Annotated in this window: 9 protein-coding genes, 2 tRNA genes, 3 rRNA genes and 1 pseudogene; 5 read left to right on the plus strand and 10 right to left on the minus strand. The window is 58.8% G+C overall.

Features of this window, described 5'->3' with window-relative positions; genetic code table 11:
* Positions 1–64: 64 nt before the first annotated feature.
* From rrf to VR74_RS20850, 7 genes are all read right to left on the minus strand, one after another.
* Positions 65–179: ribosomal RNA gene (gene rrf / locus VR74_RS10260) — 5S ribosomal RNA — on the minus strand.
* Positions 180–281: 102 nt separating this feature from the next.
* Positions 282–3,057, minus strand: a 23S ribosomal RNA gene (locus VR74_RS10265).
* 263 nt (positions 3,058–3,320) lie between these two features.
* Positions 3,321–3,396, minus strand: a tRNA-Ala gene (locus VR74_RS10270).
* A 50-nt stretch (positions 3,397–3,446) separates the two neighbouring features.
* Positions 3,447–3,523 (minus strand) — tRNA-Ile (locus tag VR74_RS10275).
* A 227-nt stretch (positions 3,524–3,750) separates the two neighbouring features.
* Positions 3,751–5,205, minus strand: a 16S ribosomal RNA gene (locus tag VR74_RS10280).
* The 16S, 23S and 5S rRNA genes sit together here with 2 tRNA genes alongside, the layout of an rRNA operon.
* 638 nt (positions 5,206–5,843) lie before the next feature.
* The gene (locus tag VR74_RS10285; protein WP_045696479.1) at positions 5,844–6,278 is read right to left on the minus strand and encodes a CBS domain-containing protein; all 435 of its coding nucleotides are present in this window, start codon (positions 6,276–6,278) and stop codon (positions 5,844–5,846) included.
* Between the two features lie 91 nt (positions 6,279–6,369).
* Positions 6,370–7,077, minus strand: coding sequence for a rhomboid family intramembrane serine protease (locus VR74_RS20850; protein ID WP_299950124.1), 708 nt, complete (start codon positions 7,075–7,077; stop codon positions 6,370–6,372).
* Positions 7,078–7,202: 125 nt separating this feature from the next.
* Between VR74_RS20850 and VR74_RS10295 the strand changes: the two genes are divergently transcribed.
* Positions 7,203–7,583 (plus strand): DUF4345 family protein, encoded by a 381-nt coding sequence (locus VR74_RS10295; protein ID WP_045696481.1) that lies wholly within the window; start codon positions 7,203–7,205, stop codon positions 7,581–7,583.
* Between the two features lie 59 nt (positions 7,584–7,642).
* Here the strand turns inward: VR74_RS10295 and VR74_RS10300 are convergent, their stop codons facing one another.
* Positions 7,643–10,240 (minus strand): TonB-dependent receptor, encoded by a 2,598-nt coding sequence (locus VR74_RS10300; protein ID WP_299950126.1) that lies wholly within the window; start codon positions 10,238–10,240, stop codon positions 7,643–7,645.
* A 405-nt stretch (positions 10,241–10,645) separates the two neighbouring features.
* Between VR74_RS10300 and VR74_RS20855 the strand changes: the two genes are divergently transcribed.
* The gene (locus VR74_RS20855) at positions 10,646–11,197 is read left to right on the plus strand and encodes a PAS domain-containing protein (RefSeq protein ID WP_299950128.1); all 552 of its coding nucleotides are present in this window, start codon (positions 10,646–10,648) and stop codon (positions 11,195–11,197) included.
* A gap of 2 nt (positions 11,198–11,199) precedes the next feature.
* Here VR74_RS20855 and VR74_RS10310 read toward each other — a convergent pair whose 3' ends face one another.
* A complete protein-coding gene (locus VR74_RS10310) occupies positions 11,200–12,834 on the minus strand; it encodes a choline dehydrogenase (RefSeq protein ID WP_045696483.1) in 1,635 nt (544 codons plus the stop codon).
* A gap of 151 nt (positions 12,835–12,985) precedes the next feature.
* On the opposite strand from VR74_RS10310, the gene VR74_RS10315 reads away from it, so the two are divergent.
* Positions 12,986–13,576 (plus strand): PilZ domain-containing protein, encoded by a 591-nt coding sequence (locus VR74_RS10315; RefSeq protein ID WP_045696485.1) that lies wholly within the window; start codon positions 12,986–12,988, stop codon positions 13,574–13,576.
* A 3-nt stretch (positions 13,577–13,579) separates the two neighbouring features.
* Here VR74_RS10315 and VR74_RS10320 read toward each other — a convergent pair whose 3' ends face one another.
* Positions 13,580–14,110, minus strand: coding sequence for a gamma carbonic anhydrase family protein (locus VR74_RS10320; protein WP_045696487.1), 531 nt, complete (start codon positions 14,108–14,110; stop codon positions 13,580–13,582).
* Positions 14,111–14,366: 256 nt separating this feature from the next.
* Between VR74_RS10320 and VR74_RS10325 the strand changes: the two genes are divergently transcribed.
* Together VR74_RS10325 and VR74_RS10330 are read left to right on the plus strand one after the other, a co-directional pair.
* On the plus strand, positions 14,367–15,179 hold the full coding sequence (locus tag VR74_RS10325) for a PhoH family protein (RefSeq protein ID WP_045696489.1): 813 nt from the start codon (positions 14,367–14,369) through the stop codon (positions 15,177–15,179).
* Between the two features lie 153 nt (positions 15,180–15,332).
* Positions 15,333–15,709, plus strand: a pseudogene (locus VR74_RS10330) (glutathione-dependent disulfide-bond oxidoreductase); the annotation flags it as partial.

The raw sequence follows: 15,709 nt of genomic DNA on the forward strand, positions 1-15,709 counted from the left end.
ATGGCCCTTCGAAGTAAAGGAAAGATGTTGTCTGCAAGAGGCATTATTTTACTGATTTCTGCGGACCCGGCAGCGACTTACTCTCCCACGCCTTAAGACGTAGTACCATCAGCGCAAGGGGGCTTAACGACCGAGTTCGAGATGGGATCGGGTGGGGACCCCCTGCCATAACCACCGGGTCGGCGGAAATCAGCAAGGTATAATGCAATATGAAACCAAAATGTCTTTTCGAGGCCCATGTATGAGCGAAAGCGATGCGCTTTCAACTACACACGAGTTTCACGATCAAGCCTATCGAGCAATTAGTACTGGTTAGCTCCACGCATTGCTGCGCTTCCACACCCAGCCTATCGACGTGCTGGTCTTGCACGGCTCTCAGGGAGACCTAGTTTTGAGGTTAGTTTCCCGCTTAGATGCTTTCAGCGGTTATCTAGTCCACACATAGCTACCCTGCAATGCGGCTGGCGCCACAACAGGTCCACCAGAGGTGTGTTCATCCCGGTCCTCTCGTACTAGGGACAAATCCTCTCAAGTCTCCAACACCCACGGCAGATAGGGACCAAACTGTCTCGCGACGTTCTGAACCCAGCTCACGTACCACTTTAATTGGCGAACAGCCAAACCCTTGGGACCTGCTCCAGCCCCAGGATGTGATGAGCCGACATCGAGGTGCCAAACGATGCCGTCGATATGGACTCTTGGGCATCATCAGCCTGTTATCCCCGGAGTACCTTTTATCCGTTGAGCGATGGCCCTTCCACTCGGGACCACCGGATCACTATGACCGTCTTTCGACTCTGCTCGATCCGTCGATCTCACAGTCAGGCAGGCTTATGCCATTGCACTCAACGAGCGATGTCCGACCGCTCTGAGCCTACCATTGCGCGCCTCCGTTACACTTTGGGAGGCGACCGCCCCAGTCAAACTACCCGCCACACAGGGTCCCGGACCCCGATAAGGGGCCGCGGTTAGACATCAAAGAAGACAAGGGTGGTATTTCAAGGTTGGCTCCACACAATCTAGCGACCATGCTTCAAAGCCTCCCACCTATCCTACACATATATTCTTTAATGCCACTGTGAAGCTGTAGTAAAGGTTCACGGGGTCTTTCCGTCTGACCGCGGGTACCCCGCATCTTCACGGGGAATTCAATTTCGCTGAGTCTATGTTGGAGACAGTGGGGAAGTCGTTACGCCATTCGTGCAGGTCGGAACTTACCCGACAAGGAATTTCGCTACCTTAGGACCGTTATAGTTACGGCCGCCGTTCACCGGGGCTTCAATTCAAAGCTTGCACTTCTCCTTTTAACCTTCCGGCACCGGGCAGGCGTCAGACCCTATACGTCGCCTTACGGCTTCGCAGAGCCCTGTGTTTTTGATAAACAGTCGCAACCCCCAGTTTTGTGCCCCTCAGCACTGGTTGCCCAATGTGAGGCCTCCTTCTCCCGAAGTTACGGAGGTAATTTGCCGAGTTCCTTCAACATAGTTCTCTCAAGCGCCTTGGTATGCTCTACCTGACCACCTGTGTCGGTTTCGGGTACGGTCTAATAGGGAGGCTATTTCCTGGGACTTCCAGGCCGCATCCTCAATCCAATAAGAGGATACAACTTTCGAAATCCGTCACTCATCCCTTGGCCCACGAATATTAACGTGGTTCCCATCGACTACGCCTTTCGGCCTTGCCTTAGGGGCCGGCTAACCCTGCGCAGATTAACTTTACGCAGGAACCCTTGGTCTTTCGGCGAGAGGGTCTCTCACCCTCTTTGTCGCTACTCATGTCAGCATTCTCACTTCCGATACCTCCAGCAAACCTCACGGTTCACCTTCACAGGCTTACGGAACGCTCCGCTACCGCTCATTACTGAGCCCGCGATTTCGGCGTATAACTTTAGTCCCGATACATTTTCCGCGCAGAGGCGCTTGATCAGTGAGCTGTTACGCTTTCTTTAAAGGATGGCTGCTTCTAAGCCAACCTCCTGATTGTCTCAGCACCTCCACATCGTTTCGCACTTAGCTATAACTTGGGGGCCTTAATCGGCGGTCTGGGTTGTTTCCCTTTTCACGACGGACGTTAGCACCCGCCGTGTGTCTGCCACGCATAACTTCTGGGTATTCGGAGTTTGAGAAGGTTTGGTAAATCGGTGAGATCCCCTAGCCCATTCAGTGCTCTACCCCCCAGAGTCTCATCGTGACGCTCTACCTAAATAGATTTCGCGGAGAACCAGCTATCAGCAAGTTTGATTGGCCTTTCACCCCTAGGCACAGGTCATCCGAGAGCTTTTCAACGCTCAACGGTTCGGCCCTCCAGTGCATGTTACTGCACCTTCAGCCTGCCCATACCTAGATCACTTGCCTTCGGGTCTAATGCTACGTACTCAGTCGCCCTATTAAGACTCGCTTTCGCTGTGCCTACACCTAACGGCTTAAGCTTGCACGCAACACTAAGTCGCTGACCCATTATACAAAAGGTACGATGTCACCCCTAAGGGCTCCATCAGCTTGTAGGCATCCGGTTTCAGGATCTGTTTCACTCCCCTCATCGGGGTGCTTTTCATCATTCCCTCACGGTACTTGTTCACTATCGGTCGGTAAGGAGTACTTAGGCTTGGAGGGTGGTCCCCCCATGTTCAGACAGGATTTCACGTGTCCCGCCCTACTCTAAAAGGTCTTCATTTTACGGCTACGGGGCTATCACCCACTATGGCGCACCTTCCCAGATGCTTCGCCTTGTTTCAGACCAGGCCTGGTCCGCGTTCGCTCGCCACTACTAACGGAGTCTCAATTGATGTCCTTTCCTCCAGGTACTTAGATGTTTCAATTCCCTGGGTTTGCTTTTTAACCCTATGTATTCAGGTTAAAATATCTCACTATTGAAATGTTAGACAGGTCGAGCGCCGAAGCGCTCGAATTATCCAACATCTCGGAGATGGGTTTCCCCATTCAGAAATCACCGGATCAAAGGGTGCTCTCGCCTCCCCGGTGCTTATCGCAGAGTGCCACGTCTTTCATCGCCTCTTACCGCCAAGACATCCCCCGGATGCCCTTTTGACGCTTGATCGTTTTTGAAACCCATGTGCAGTGGAAAACGCATACGCGCCGCCACAAACATGGATCTCGATCAGACATGTTGGTTTCTTGCAGACTGACCCTTTACCAATACCACGCATTGCTGCGAGGCCGGTTATTCGGCTGAGGCTGGTGACGCACGCCCACGAGGGGTGGCGGCCAGCCGGATCAATCTTTCCCTTACAATGACAAATATCCCGAGGCCCCAAGGGGCCCGGAAACGGTAAACTTCTTTCGTTCGTGTCGAATAGCGGATGGTGGAGCCTAGCGGGATCGAACCGCTGACCTCCTGAATGCAAATCAGGCGCTCTCCCAGCTGAGCTAAGGCCCCAAACCGGGCATCCGCAAGCGCGCTCCCTACCCTGCCGGAACAGGTTTCGATGGTGGGCCGAGGAAGAGTTGAACTTCCGACCTCACGCTTATCAGGCGTGCGCTCTAACCACCTGAGCTACCGGCCCGTGACCAGCAACTCATCAGAGCCACACAGTCAAAGTCGAAGACAGGCGATAACAAGCGCCCGCGGGGCTCGCTTACTTTCCGGACTGCCGCGAAGCGGCCCGAAGTACGAACGAAGGAAGAGAAACGAAGACGGCGTGAAAGCCGCTATGGTTTTGCCTCTCAAGGAGGCGATATGTTCTTTAGAGCTCCAGAGCCTGGCGAACCAGACAATCCAAAGCATCCTTAGAAAGGAGGTGATCCAGCCGCAGGTTCCCCTACGGCTACCTTGTTACGACTTCATCCCAGTCACTGATCCTACCGTGGCTCGCTGCCTCCGAAGTTAGCACACGATCTTCGGGTAGAACCAATTCCCATGATGTGACGGGCGGTGTGTACAAGGCCCGGGAACGTATTCACCGTGGCATGCTGATCCACGATTACTAGCGATTCCACCTTCATGCCGTCGAGTTGCAGACGACAATCCGAACTGAGACAGTTTTTGGGGATTATCCCATTGTCACTGCCATTGTAGCACGTGTGTAGCCCTACCCGTAAGGGCCATGAGGACTTGACGTCATCCCCACCTTCCTCCGGCTTGCCACCGGCAGTTTCCTTAGAGTGCCCACCCAAACGTGATGGCAACTAAGGATGAGGGTTGCGCTCGTTGCGGGACTTAACCCAACATCTCACGACACGAGCTGACGACAGCCATGCAGCACCTGTATCCGATCCAGCCTAACTGAAGGAATCCATCTCTGGAAACCGCGATCGGTATGTCAAGGGTAGGTAAGGTTCTGCGCGTTGCTTCGAATTAAACCACATGCTCCACCGCTTGTGCGGGCCCCCGTCAATTTCTTTGAGTTTTAACCTTGCGGCCGTACTCCCCAGGCGGAGAGCTTAATGCGTTAGCTGCGTCACTGACAGGCATGCCTGCCAACAACTAGCTCTCATCGTTTACGGTGTGGACTACCAGGGTATCTAATCCTGTTTGCTCCCCACACTTTCGCACCTCAGCGTCAGTACCAGTCCAGTTAGCCGCCTTCGCCACTGGTGTTCCACCGAATATCTACGAATTTCACCTCTACACTCGGTATTCCGCTAACCTCTCCTGGTCTCTAGACTTCCAGTTTCAAATGCAGTTCCAGGGTTGAGCCCTGGGATTTCACACCTGACTTAAAAGTCCGCCTACGTGCGCTTTACGCCCAGTAATTCCGAACAACGCTAGCCCCCTTCGTATTACCGCGGCTGCTGGCACGAAGTTAGCCGGGGCTTCTTTACTAGGTACTGTCATTATCATCCCTAGCGAAAGAATTTTACAACCCTAAGGCCTTCATCATTCACGCGGCATGGCTGCATCAGGCTTTCGCCCATTGTGCAAGATTCCCCACTGCTGCCTCCCGTAGGAGTCTGGGCCGTGTCTCAGTCCCAGTGTGGCTGATCATCCTCTCAGACCAGCTATAGATCGTCGCCTTGGTAGGCCATTACCCTACCAACTAGCTAATCTAACGCGGGCCGATCTTTCACCGATAAATCTTTCCCCCGGAGGGCGTATACGGTATTACCACTCGTTTCCAAGAGCTATTCCGTAGTGAAAGGTACGTTCCCACGCGTTACTCACCCGTCTGCCACTATATCGTTCGACTTGCATGTGTTAAGCCTGCCGCCAGCGTTCGTTCTGAGCCAGAATCAAACTCTCAAGTTGAGTGTTGATCTGACGATCCGTCCTTTGGAATAAGGACGGCAACTGTTGCTATATAAGCATCAAGTAATTGCGTTCTTTGACGAGAAACCCTTAGTCACAAAGACCAGGCCGAAACCTGATCGATGGAAAAAGAATTTTCTCAAGAAACGCATCCGTCGTGATCGTTTGGACCGTGGCCGAAGCCCGTGTCCGCAAGCCGTCACGCCGCCTGCGTTTCTCTTCCTAATCTCTTACAATGTCAAACAGCTGGAACCGAAGTTCCGGTAGGCCATCCAGGGCGCCGCCCCTTCCGGAAGAGGCGGCTTATATGGGCCGCCTTATTGCCCGTCAACACCCTTTTTCGCGCCTTCTGCAGTTTCGTGTTTGACCACGTTTTCTGCTAAACTCAGGCACAAATGAATTTGTCGACCGTTGTGACGGCCTGCAAATTCAGGCATTTCGAGGAGCCGCATATATAGCCGCTGTTCGGGGGAAATAGCAAGAACTAATTCACCTAATAAGCAGCCCGTCTGCGGGCCCCGCTTTCAGAAACCCGAGGGCGTCTTCAGCGGAGGCCGGGGAATAGCCGCCATGAGGTATGGCCGCAACCCCTTAAAACAGCCTTTTGTCAAAAAACTGCAACTTTCGCTGCAATCGGGTCAATACTGGGCTGAAAGATAGGACTTCATCGCCTCGGCCTCGGCTTCCGTCTCGGCGATTTTCCATTTCACGAGGTCGCCGATCGATACGAAGCCCACCAGGCGTTCGTTCCGGATGACCGGCAAATGGCGAATCCGGCGGTCGGTCATCAGCTGCATGGCATGATCAATGCGCATGGTTGATGGCACCGTCACGACATCACGGGTCATGGCGTCGCCGACTTTCATCTCGAGGGCGGCGTGTCCGAGACGCGCAACCTGGCGCACAATATCGCGCTCTGACAGGACGCCGATGACTGTTTCACCCGAATCGAGGGCGACAACCGCGCCGATTCTCCGCAGATCCAGCACCTTGGCGGCCGCGCCAAGCGTGTCGTCGGCGCCGACAGAAATCACTTCATTCCCTTTGTCGTTCAGAATCTGGTCAATCGTCATACATCATCCTCCAGGCCACAGTCGGTGAGTCCGACTTCTATGTTCCTGCAGATTACCACAACACGCGCGCCGAATCGAACACGAACAGGAATCAGGCTTCGACACCCTCCAGGCGCCATATCAGGAAGCGGAACACGAGCGCGCCCGCCACATAGCCGCCGGCATGCGCCTGCCAGGCGATGTGTGCTCCCAGCATGGCCGGCCCGATGAAGGCGAGCACCAGGTTGGCGACAAGGAACAGCACCGAGGCCGTCAGGAAGGGCCGCGACAGCAGACGCCCCTCCGCCCCCTTCTGCCCCAGCAGGACGGCAGCAATCAGGCCCGACACGCCACCTGAGGCCCCGACAGCGACCTGGCCGGCCGGATAATTCGCGATCAGGTGCGCCACGGACCCGCCTGCCACGCTCAGGAAGAAGAGAAACAGGAACAATTCAGCCGTGCGGCGCGATTCGCCGCCGCGCACCCGCTGAAGATTTTCGTAAACCGGCTTGCCGACACCCAGCAGCATCGCTGCATTCAGGCCGACATGCACCCAGTCGCTGTGGATAAAGGCAATCGTGAACAGGGGCGCGATGGCTGCGACGATATTGGAATAGGGCTCGGCCATGCCCGGAGGCAGGCTGGCGCCCACCCAGCCCCAGAATCGCTCCGGGAACAGCGCCGTGTGCCACAGCAACACGTTCTGCAGCGCTTCACTCAGCAGGATCCGCGCGCCATGCGCGGCCAGGAAGGTCAGCGCCAGCGCCGTCACAAGGGGCGGTGCATTGATGATCGGCGGGCGTCCGGGATTGCGGGCCATGCAGCCTCCAGAATAGGGAATCAGGTTCTTCTCTATATAGACATGGTGGTGCGCAATGGCAGGCCATCGGTGCATCCGCCGGAAATCGGCTTTCCTCCCGGCCGCTTCACGCTAGTTCAAAAGGCATGATGATCCGCATTTTCCTCGCAGCCATGGCTGCCGCTTTCGCTGCGTTCGGGCTGTGGTCGCTCCTGAACCCCCTGGTGATGGCCTCAGGCCTAGGCGTGGAGGTCGGCGGCCCCAATGGCGCCTATGAGCTGCGCGGCATCTATGGCGGCGTCAGCCTCGGGGCAGCCGCCCTGCTCGCCGCGGGCGCTGCGCGGGCCGTCATGATACGCCCGGCCCTATGGTTCCTGGCCGCCTATCTTGGCGGCTATGTCTTTGCCCGCGGCGCTGCGCTGGCGCTTGGCCCGCCTCCGACAGCCGATTTCTACGTTTTTATCGGGTTTGAAGTCGCGGGCTTTGTCCTCACCCTTTTCGCCCTGCGCTCAAACGCCGGCCGCTGAATGCAAAAAAGCCCCGCCGCAAGCGACGGGGCTTTCCATATATGCAAGTGTCAGGATCGTTAGAACGACTTGCGCACCGTGATGCCATAGGTCGGCGGCTGGCTCGGATAGCCATTGATCGAGCCGCTCTGTGCGGTCGTCGGGAAGGCCACCGTGATGTACTCGTCATCAAAGATGTTGCGGCCCCAGACAGTCACGCCAAGACCGTTCTCGGTCGTAAAGCCGGCCGAGGCGTTCCAGGTGCTGATCTTGTGCTGGTCATTGATGAGCGCCTGATTGGCCGGATCGTCGAAATAATCCGTCTTGCTTTCATATTGCCAGTCCGCCCGCACAAAAGCGGCCAGCGAGTTCACATCGAAGCTGTAAGTCGCCGAAGTCGAGGTCGCGGTTTCCGGAATATCGTAAGGCTTCTGGCCCGACAGATCGAGCTCGTTCGACGCGGTGAGCGGCAGGGCGGGATTGATCTTGATGCCCGTGCTCGTGAAGTCGTCATATACCGGATCCTGGAACGTGCCGGCGAAGGTCAGCATCAGGTTGTCCGTCGCATTCCACGAGGCATCCAGTTCCAGGCCCTGTGTCGACTGCTTGCCGGCATTGGTCAGGTTGAAGCCCGTGCCCGAGAAGGTGTTGGACTGGAAGCCCTCGATCTCCTGGTCGAACAGCGCGATGTTCACGGCAAACGTGCTGTAGGCCAGTTTCGCACCCAGTTCGATGACGGTCGCATTCTCCGGACCGGCATAACGCGTACCCACGGTCAGGTTGTTCAGAGCGAGCCCGGCATCGCGGATCGGCGAAGAGCCGGGGCTCGTGACCGGTGAACCGGCCGTGAAGTCGCTCGCGAACGGGCGGCTGTCGCGCGACAGGTTCCAGGACGTCGCCTTGAAGCCCGTGCCGTAGGACGCATAGAGGTTCAGGTTGTCGGTCGCGTCATAGGCCAGCCGCAGCGTATATGTCAGCTTGTCATCCTTGGAATGGCCGTCCTCAACCGAATTCGGGAACCCCAGGAAAGGCGGGAAGAACTGCAGTTCCTGCAGGCCGAGCAGCGGGTTCTGCGCCGGATCCTGAACAGCCGACTGAATAGCAGCAAAAGCCGCCGGATTGGCCGAAGCGAAGGCGGCCACCTGCGCCGGGTCGGTTGCATCGACGCCGAAACCGCCCAGTGTCTGGGCAAAGCCGATGGCCACAAAGTCGAGGCTCGAGAACACATCCGTGTTCACGATATTGCCATAGGCGTCCTTCTCGTCCTCGGTATAGTTGAGGCCGACCGTCGCCGTCAGGCGGTCGGTCGCATGCCAATCAACCGTGCCGAACACCGACCAGGCCGTATTGTCCTGGCCGAACTCTTCCGTCAGGCCCTGGCCCGACTGTCCGAACACCAGCCCAACCGGAAGGCCGAGTGCCATCTCCACTTGCGACAGCGCACCCCCCGACAGGGCACTCGCAAAGCCGCGGAAATCATCGCCGAAATAGATCTGGTTGCCGATCTCGACCGTCTCATCGAAATAGAAGCCGCCGACCATCCAGTCGACCGGGCCATCCGTATCCGAGGTCAGACGGACTTCCTGCGTGAATGTGTCAATATCGGTCTGGTTGGCGTTGGCGCTCAGCAGGTCCGCAGTGGTAAAGTCGGAGTCCGCGTTCTGGTCGAGGCGGGACTGGCGATAGGCGGTGATCGAGGTCAGCACCATATTGCCAAGGTCAAAGTCGCCCTGCAGCGAGAGGCCGCCATTATCGATATTGTTCGTGGACCCGAAATTGTAGGCCACCTCGTAGATGTCGCCCGTTGCGATCTGCCCGCCGAGCGCGTTGACGATTGCCCCGGTCGGACCGTTCACAACGTTGACGGCTGCACAGCAGATCTCGTCGATCGTGTCATAGTCGCCAATCAGGCGGAACGACATGTCCTCGGTCGGTTCGAACAGGAGCTCGCCGCGGATGCCGTAACGGTTGCGCTCGTTCGTATCGGGGCCGTCGCCGATATCCTCAACATAGCCGTCCCGCTTGCTGTAGCTGCCGCCCAGGCTGAAGGCCAGCGTGTCGGTGATCGGGCCGGTGCCATATACTTTGCCACGATAGCCGTTGAAATTGCTGACCGTGCCTTCAACGAGAGCCGCCGGTTCAAACGACGGCTTCTTGGTCACCACAGAGATGACACCCGCCGAGGCGTTCTTGCCGAACAGGGTCGACTGCGGTCCGCGCAGCACTTCGACACGCTCGATATTCGGCAGGTCAGAGATCTGCGAGGCCGAGCGCGAGCGGTAGACGCCGTCGATGAACACGCCGACCGAGGGCTCGATACCGGCATTATTGGCGCCGTTGCCAAAGCCCCGGATCACGAAGTTCGTATTGGACGACGACTGGAGCTGGCCGACGCTGAGCGATGGTACGAGCGACTGCAGGTCGTTCAGGTCATTGATCTGCGCCTTGGCGATCACGGACTCGTCCACAACGGACACGGCCACAGGCACATCCTGCAGCGTCTGCTCGCGCTTGGTCGCCGTAATGGTCACGGTTTGCAGCGTACGGGCCGAGTCTTCGGTGTTTTCCTGCGCCGTGGCGGGCATGGCAGCACCGGCAATGGCGGCAAAGCCGACGCCGAGGCTCAGCGCGGCTTTGAGATTCGAATGCGCATGGGGGCGCGAAGGTGTCTTTGACACTCGGTATTCTCCCTAATTTTGTATTCAAGTCTGAGAGGAGCCGCGAGATTCGCGGCGGCGGATAAGTAACGGTCCCTGAGACCTAGCTGAGCCGGGCTTCTGCGCAAGGCCCCTATCTGACAATTCCGTTAGATTGACGGCCATCTTCCGCGGGGTCATGCCAAAACCATCCCTCGCACGGAGGCAGCCGATCACAGGCGGAGTGTTCCGCCTTGATACGCCCGGTGAGGTCAAGCGCGCTTTCGGCCGACTTACCGGTCGGCGCGCAATCCCTGACAGGCGAATTTCGCGCGCTGTGTGTCCGCTTTTCCCCAGAAAGACGACGCTGCGACTGGAATGGATATTGCGAATGGCACATCCCAGCGGTCTGCACGGACCGATAATAATGTACGGAGAGAGCCTGTCATGAACGACCGGTCTATACACCCAAATACCCGGATCCTGATTGACGCGTGGCGCAGGATGAGCGCCAGCCCTGCCGCCAATGCCGTGGATGACCCGCGCGTGGCCGAGCATCCCGATCTCATCACGCAATTGTTCGTCGTCCAGCACAGCCGCGATACCGGCTGGCGGTTCCGCACGGCGGGCCAGGGCCTGTCCGACCTCCTGGGGCGGGACCTGACCCACCATGACTTTCTGGAACTGTGGACTGGCCCCGACCGGTTCATGATGGCCCATTTCATGGAAGCCGTTCGCTATGACGGCGCGCCTGGCGTGATCCGCGGCCGCGGCGAAACGCTGGCAGGCCAGCGCGTGGAAGTCGAAATCACGCTGATGCCGCTGGTCCGCCCCGGCGCCCATACCGACACGCCGCGCCTGCTCGGCCTGTACCAGACCCTCGGCGGCGAACCCATGCTGGGCGGACGCCCGGTCTGGCGCCACCGCATCTCGATGCTGGTCCCACCCGATACCCGCACTGAGGGCCGCCAGCTTCGCCTCGTCGCCAGCAACGGCTGATATCAGGCGGTCGCGAGCGCTTCCTCGCGCGCCAGGGCAGGCCGGCCAAGCATCATGTCGGCCGCCTTTTCCGCGATCATGATCGTCGGCGCATTCGTGTTGCCGCCCACCAGCGTCGGAATCACCGAAGCATCCACAACCCGCAGCCCGTCGACGCCGCGCACCCGCAACTGACCGTCGACCGGGCTGCCATCGCCCACCCCCATCGCGACCGTGCCAACCGGATGATAGATCGTCTCGCCCATGCGGCGGATGAAGCTGTCAATATCCTCGTCCGTCACAACGCTTGCGCCCGGCATGATCTCCACGCCCCGCAATGCGTTCAGCGCTGATTGTCCGCACACGTCGCGAACCATCTTGACGGCCTCGCGCATGGCGCGGCGGTCCTCTTCCGCCGCCAGGTAGTTGGGATCAATCGCCGGATGCGCAAACGGGTCTGCCGAGGCAAGGCAGATCGTGCCGCGGCTCTCCGGCCGCAACTGGCAGGCATGAACCGTGAAACCGTCCTTTTTCGGATCATGGTTGCCATGGTCCATCATGATGGCGTTGACGAGGTGCAGCTGGATGTCCGGCATGGACAGGCCTTCGCGTGAATTGATGAAGGCCCCGGCCTGCAGGAAATTGTCGGCGCCGGCGCCTGTCTGATTAAACAGGTATTGCAGGCCCACGCCCAGTTTCTTGATACCCTTCTGTGCCGAATAGGCCGACACGGGCTGCGTCATCTCATGGATCACCGTCACATCGAGATGGTCCTGCAGGTTCTGGCCCACGCCGGGGGAATCGACCTTCGCCTTGATGCCGAACCGGTCGAGGTGTTCCGGGTTGCCGATACCGGACAGCATCAGGATCTGCGGCGACTGAACGGCGCCCGCACAGACCACGACTTCCCTGTCAGCCCGGATCACCTGCGTCAGCGCGCCCTTGCCCTCGATAACCTCGACACCGGTTGCCCGGCCGTTCTCGATCAGGACCCGCGTCACCAGCCCGGTCGAAATCACCGTCAGGTTCGGCCGTACGCCCTCGATCGGACGGAGATAGCCGTAAGAGGCGCTCCAGCGCTCGCCCTTGTGGATGGTGCGCTGGTAGCGACCGAAGCCTTCCTGCTGCGCGCCATTGAAATCATCCGTGCGCTTGAAACCGGCCTGTTCACCGGCCTGCACGAAGGCCCGGAAGATCGGGCTCGACATCGGGCTTTCCGACACGCGCAGCGGCCCGGCGCCGCCATGGAACGCATTGTCGCCGCCTGCATAGGCTTCTGACCGTTTGAAATAGGGCAGCACATCCGCAAAGCTCCAGCCCTGCAGGCCCATCTGGGCCCACTGGTCATAGTCGCCGGCATGGCCACGAATATAGATCATGCCATTGATCGAGGACGAGCCGCCCCAGCCCTTGCCACGAGGCCAGTACAGCTTGCGCCCGTTCATGTGCTTCTGGGCCTCGGTATAGAAGCCCCAATTATGGTCGTTCGGCTGCTTGATCAGGCTGCCAACACCGGCTGGCATGCGAATCATCAGCGAATTGTCCTTCTTGCCCGCTTCGATCAGGCAAACCTTGATCGCGGGGTCAGCCGACAGCCGGTTGGCAAGCGTACAACCGGCGCTGCCAGCACCGACGATCACATAATCATATGTTTCCATGAATTCAGGCTCCGGCTGAAATAGGTCTTGCAGGTTGGCCCGGAATGCGAATTCCGGCCTGCCTGCGCAACACTTTGTGAACCTAAATTGTCTAAGTAAAGCGTTCACGGTGGGACAGGCCCTGAATTTTTCGGGCCTTCGGGAGCTGTAAATGACCGATGTGCGCAGCTCGGCGCTCAGCAATAGTCCGCTGATCAATCCCAACAAGGACCGCCGCCTTCACAAGCGCGTCCCGCTTCAGCTTGACGGTCAGGTCCTCGATACCGCCCAGACCGATCACGCCATCACCACGATCAACATCTCCTGTTCAGGCGCCATGATCCAGTCAGGCTTCCGGCCGGAATCCGGCGCACAGGTCGTCTGCTATTTCAATGATCTCGGCCGCGTGGCCGCAACCGTCATCCGCTCCACGCAAACGGGATTCGCGGTCCAGTTCCGGATTGTCGACCACAAGCGCGACAAGCTGGCCGACCGGCTGACCTGGCTCCTCAACAAGGACCAGCTGGATCTGGTCGAAGACCGCACGACAGGCCGCAAGCCCCAGAGCGGCCCGGCCCTGCTGATCCTTGATGACGGCCGCGAAATCAAATGCCGGGTCCTCGACATCTCGCTGACGGGCGCCAGCTTCGAGGCAGAAGATGCAACGCCGATGGTTGGCGACACAGTATTGGCCGGCAATGTGCGCGGCGAGGTCGTCCGCGTGGCCGGCAAGGGCTTCGCCATCCGCTACGTGCGCCAGTAAGGCTCAGTCGATACGCTGGACACCGTCGCGGTGCTTCTTCCAGTTCTCGACATAATGCATCGCCGACATTTTCAGCATCTGCACCTGCGGGCCTGACAATTCCTTCACCACCTTGCCCGGCGATCCCATCACCAGCGAATTGTCGGGAATTTCCTTGCCTTCGGGGATCAGCGTGTGGGCACCGATGATGCAGTTCTTCCCGATCTTCGCGTGATTGAGAATCGTCGAGCCGATGCCGATCAGCGTCTCGTCGCCTATCGTGCATCCATGCAGCATCACCATATGCCCGACCGTGACATCCTTCCCGATGGTCAGCGGCGCGCCCATATCGGTATGCAGCACGCTGCCGTCCTGGATGTTCGTATTCTCGCCAATCGTGATCGGGTCGTTGTCGCCGCGCACCGTGGCGCCATACCAGACAGAGGCGTTCTCCTTCAGGATCACATTGCCCATTACTTGGGCATTTTCCGCCACCCAGTAATTTCCACTGGCTGGCAGCTGTGGCCGTGCCGCTCCGATCTGGTAGATTGCCATAATGATTCGTCCTCTCGTTTCGCCTGCGGAATGTCGCGTAAAGGGTTTGATAACCCTGCTAACCTACGATCAGCAACATATTCGCAAGTGGAGTCGGTCATAGAAAGACCATGCCTCACCTCGCCGCCGGGACCGAATGTTTCCGGACTGGCCACGCCGCCCTCCGGGCGATCCGTCCATCTTCCCCCCGTTTTCGCCAAGCCGTCCGCAATCCTGCTGACGGCTTTTTTTCTGCCTGGAACCAAGGAGTTCTCCCATGGGTAAACGCAACGCCGCCAAGCGAATGAAGACAGCATCTGAGGTGAAAGCCACTGCATGGATTCAGGATGCCGGCCGCGGCCAGCCGCCCCTTCTCCACGCCATCGAAGGCGGTCGCAGCTGGCATCCCGATGATGCCGACACACGCAAGCGGCAGCCCGGGCATGCCGAACCCGACCGCACCCAGCGCTACCAGAAAACCGTCAAACCCCGCTCCGAGAACCAGGCCCAGCTGATGAATGCCATGGACACCCATGCGCTCGTCGCCGCCCTCGGCCCGGCCGGCACCGGCAAGACCTATCTCGCCGTCTGCAAGGCCGTCGAAGCCCTGCAAAAGGGCAAGGTCGCCCGCATCATCCTCTCGCGCCCCGCTGTCGAGGCGGGCGAGCAGATCGGCTTCCTGCCCGGCGCCATGGAAGACAAGCTCGCCCCCTACCTGCGTCCCCTGTACGACGCCCTGTCGGACCGCCTCTCACCCGCCCAGCTCAAGCACATGCTGTCGGAGGGCGTGATCGAGATTGCCCCGATCGGCTTCATGCGCGGACGCACGCTGAACAATGCCTTCATCGTCGTCGATGAGGCGCAGAACTGCACCTATACGCAGATCAAGATGCTGCTCACCCGCCTCGGCTGGCATTCCACCATGGTGATCACGGGAGACCCGGCCCAGACCGACCTGCTGCCGGAATTCTCCGGCCTCGCCAATGCCGCCGAGCGGCTGGAGAAACTGGCAGGCGCCGCCGTCATCCGCCTCCAGGGTCAGGACGTCGTCCGCCACCCGCTCGTGCAGGAAATGCTCGAAGTCCTCTAGCAAACCAGATCCCGCGCCTTGCCCGTCCGGGAAACCGGGCGGGCTTTTCTTTTCCAACCGAACAGGCCTCATCACCGGATTGTTATTCCAAATCGGCCCGGCGCCCTTACATATACGCCCAGAGCAAAACCAAAAAACCACGGAGCAAGCGACATGAGCGACCCGACCTATACCCCGCCGAAAGTCTGGACATGGGACAAGGAAAGCGGGGGCCGGTTCGCCAGTATCAACCGCCCCATTGCCGGACCGACGCATGACAAGGTCCTGCCCGTCGGCAAGCATCCCTTCCAGCTCTACTCCCTCGGCACGCCGAACGGCGTCAAGGTCACGATCATGTTCGAGGAACTCCTCGCCGCCGGTCATACCGGCGCCGAATATGACGCCTGGCTGATCAATATCGGCGAGGGCCAGCAATTCGGCTCCGGCTTTGTCGACGTGAACCCGAACTCCAAGATCCCGGCCCTGATGGACCATTCCACCACGCCGCCAACCCGCATCTTCGAATCCGGCGCCATGCTGCTCTACCTTGC

Source organism: Hyphomonas sp. BRH_c22 (assembly GCF_000961795.1).
Lineage (GTDB): Bacteria > Pseudomonadota > Alphaproteobacteria > Caulobacterales > Hyphomonadaceae > Hyphomonas.

What these genes read in the sequence shown, in the direction of transcription:
- VR74_RS10285 (WP_045696479.1), bottom strand. Translation starts at nt 6,278, where the DNA reads ATGACGATTGACCAGATTCTGAACGACAAAGGGAATGAAGTGATTTCT.
- VR74_RS20850 (WP_299950124.1), bottom strand. Translation starts at nt 7,077, where the DNA reads ATGGCCCGCAATCCCGGACGCCCGCCGATCATCAATGCACCGCCCCTT.
- VR74_RS10295 (WP_045696481.1), top strand. Translation starts at nt 7,203, where the DNA reads ATGATGATCCGCATTTTCCTCGCAGCCATGGCTGCCGCTTTCGCTGCG.
- VR74_RS20855 (WP_299950128.1), top strand. Translation starts at nt 10,646, where the DNA reads ATGAACGACCGGTCTATACACCCAAATACCCGGATCCTGATTGACGCG.
- VR74_RS10310 (WP_045696483.1), bottom strand. Translation starts at nt 12,834, where the DNA reads ATGGAAACATATGATTATGTGATCGTCGGTGCTGGCAGCGCCGGTTGT.
- VR74_RS10315 (WP_045696485.1), top strand. Translation starts at nt 12,986, where the DNA reads ATGACCGATGTGCGCAGCTCGGCGCTCAGCAATAGTCCGCTGATCAAT.
- VR74_RS10320 (WP_045696487.1), bottom strand. Translation starts at nt 14,110, where the DNA reads ATGGCAATCTACCAGATCGGAGCGGCACGGCCACAGCTGCCAGCCAGT.
- VR74_RS10325 (WP_045696489.1), top strand. Translation starts at nt 14,367, where the DNA reads ATGGGTAAACGCAACGCCGCCAAGCGAATGAAGACAGCATCTGAGGTG.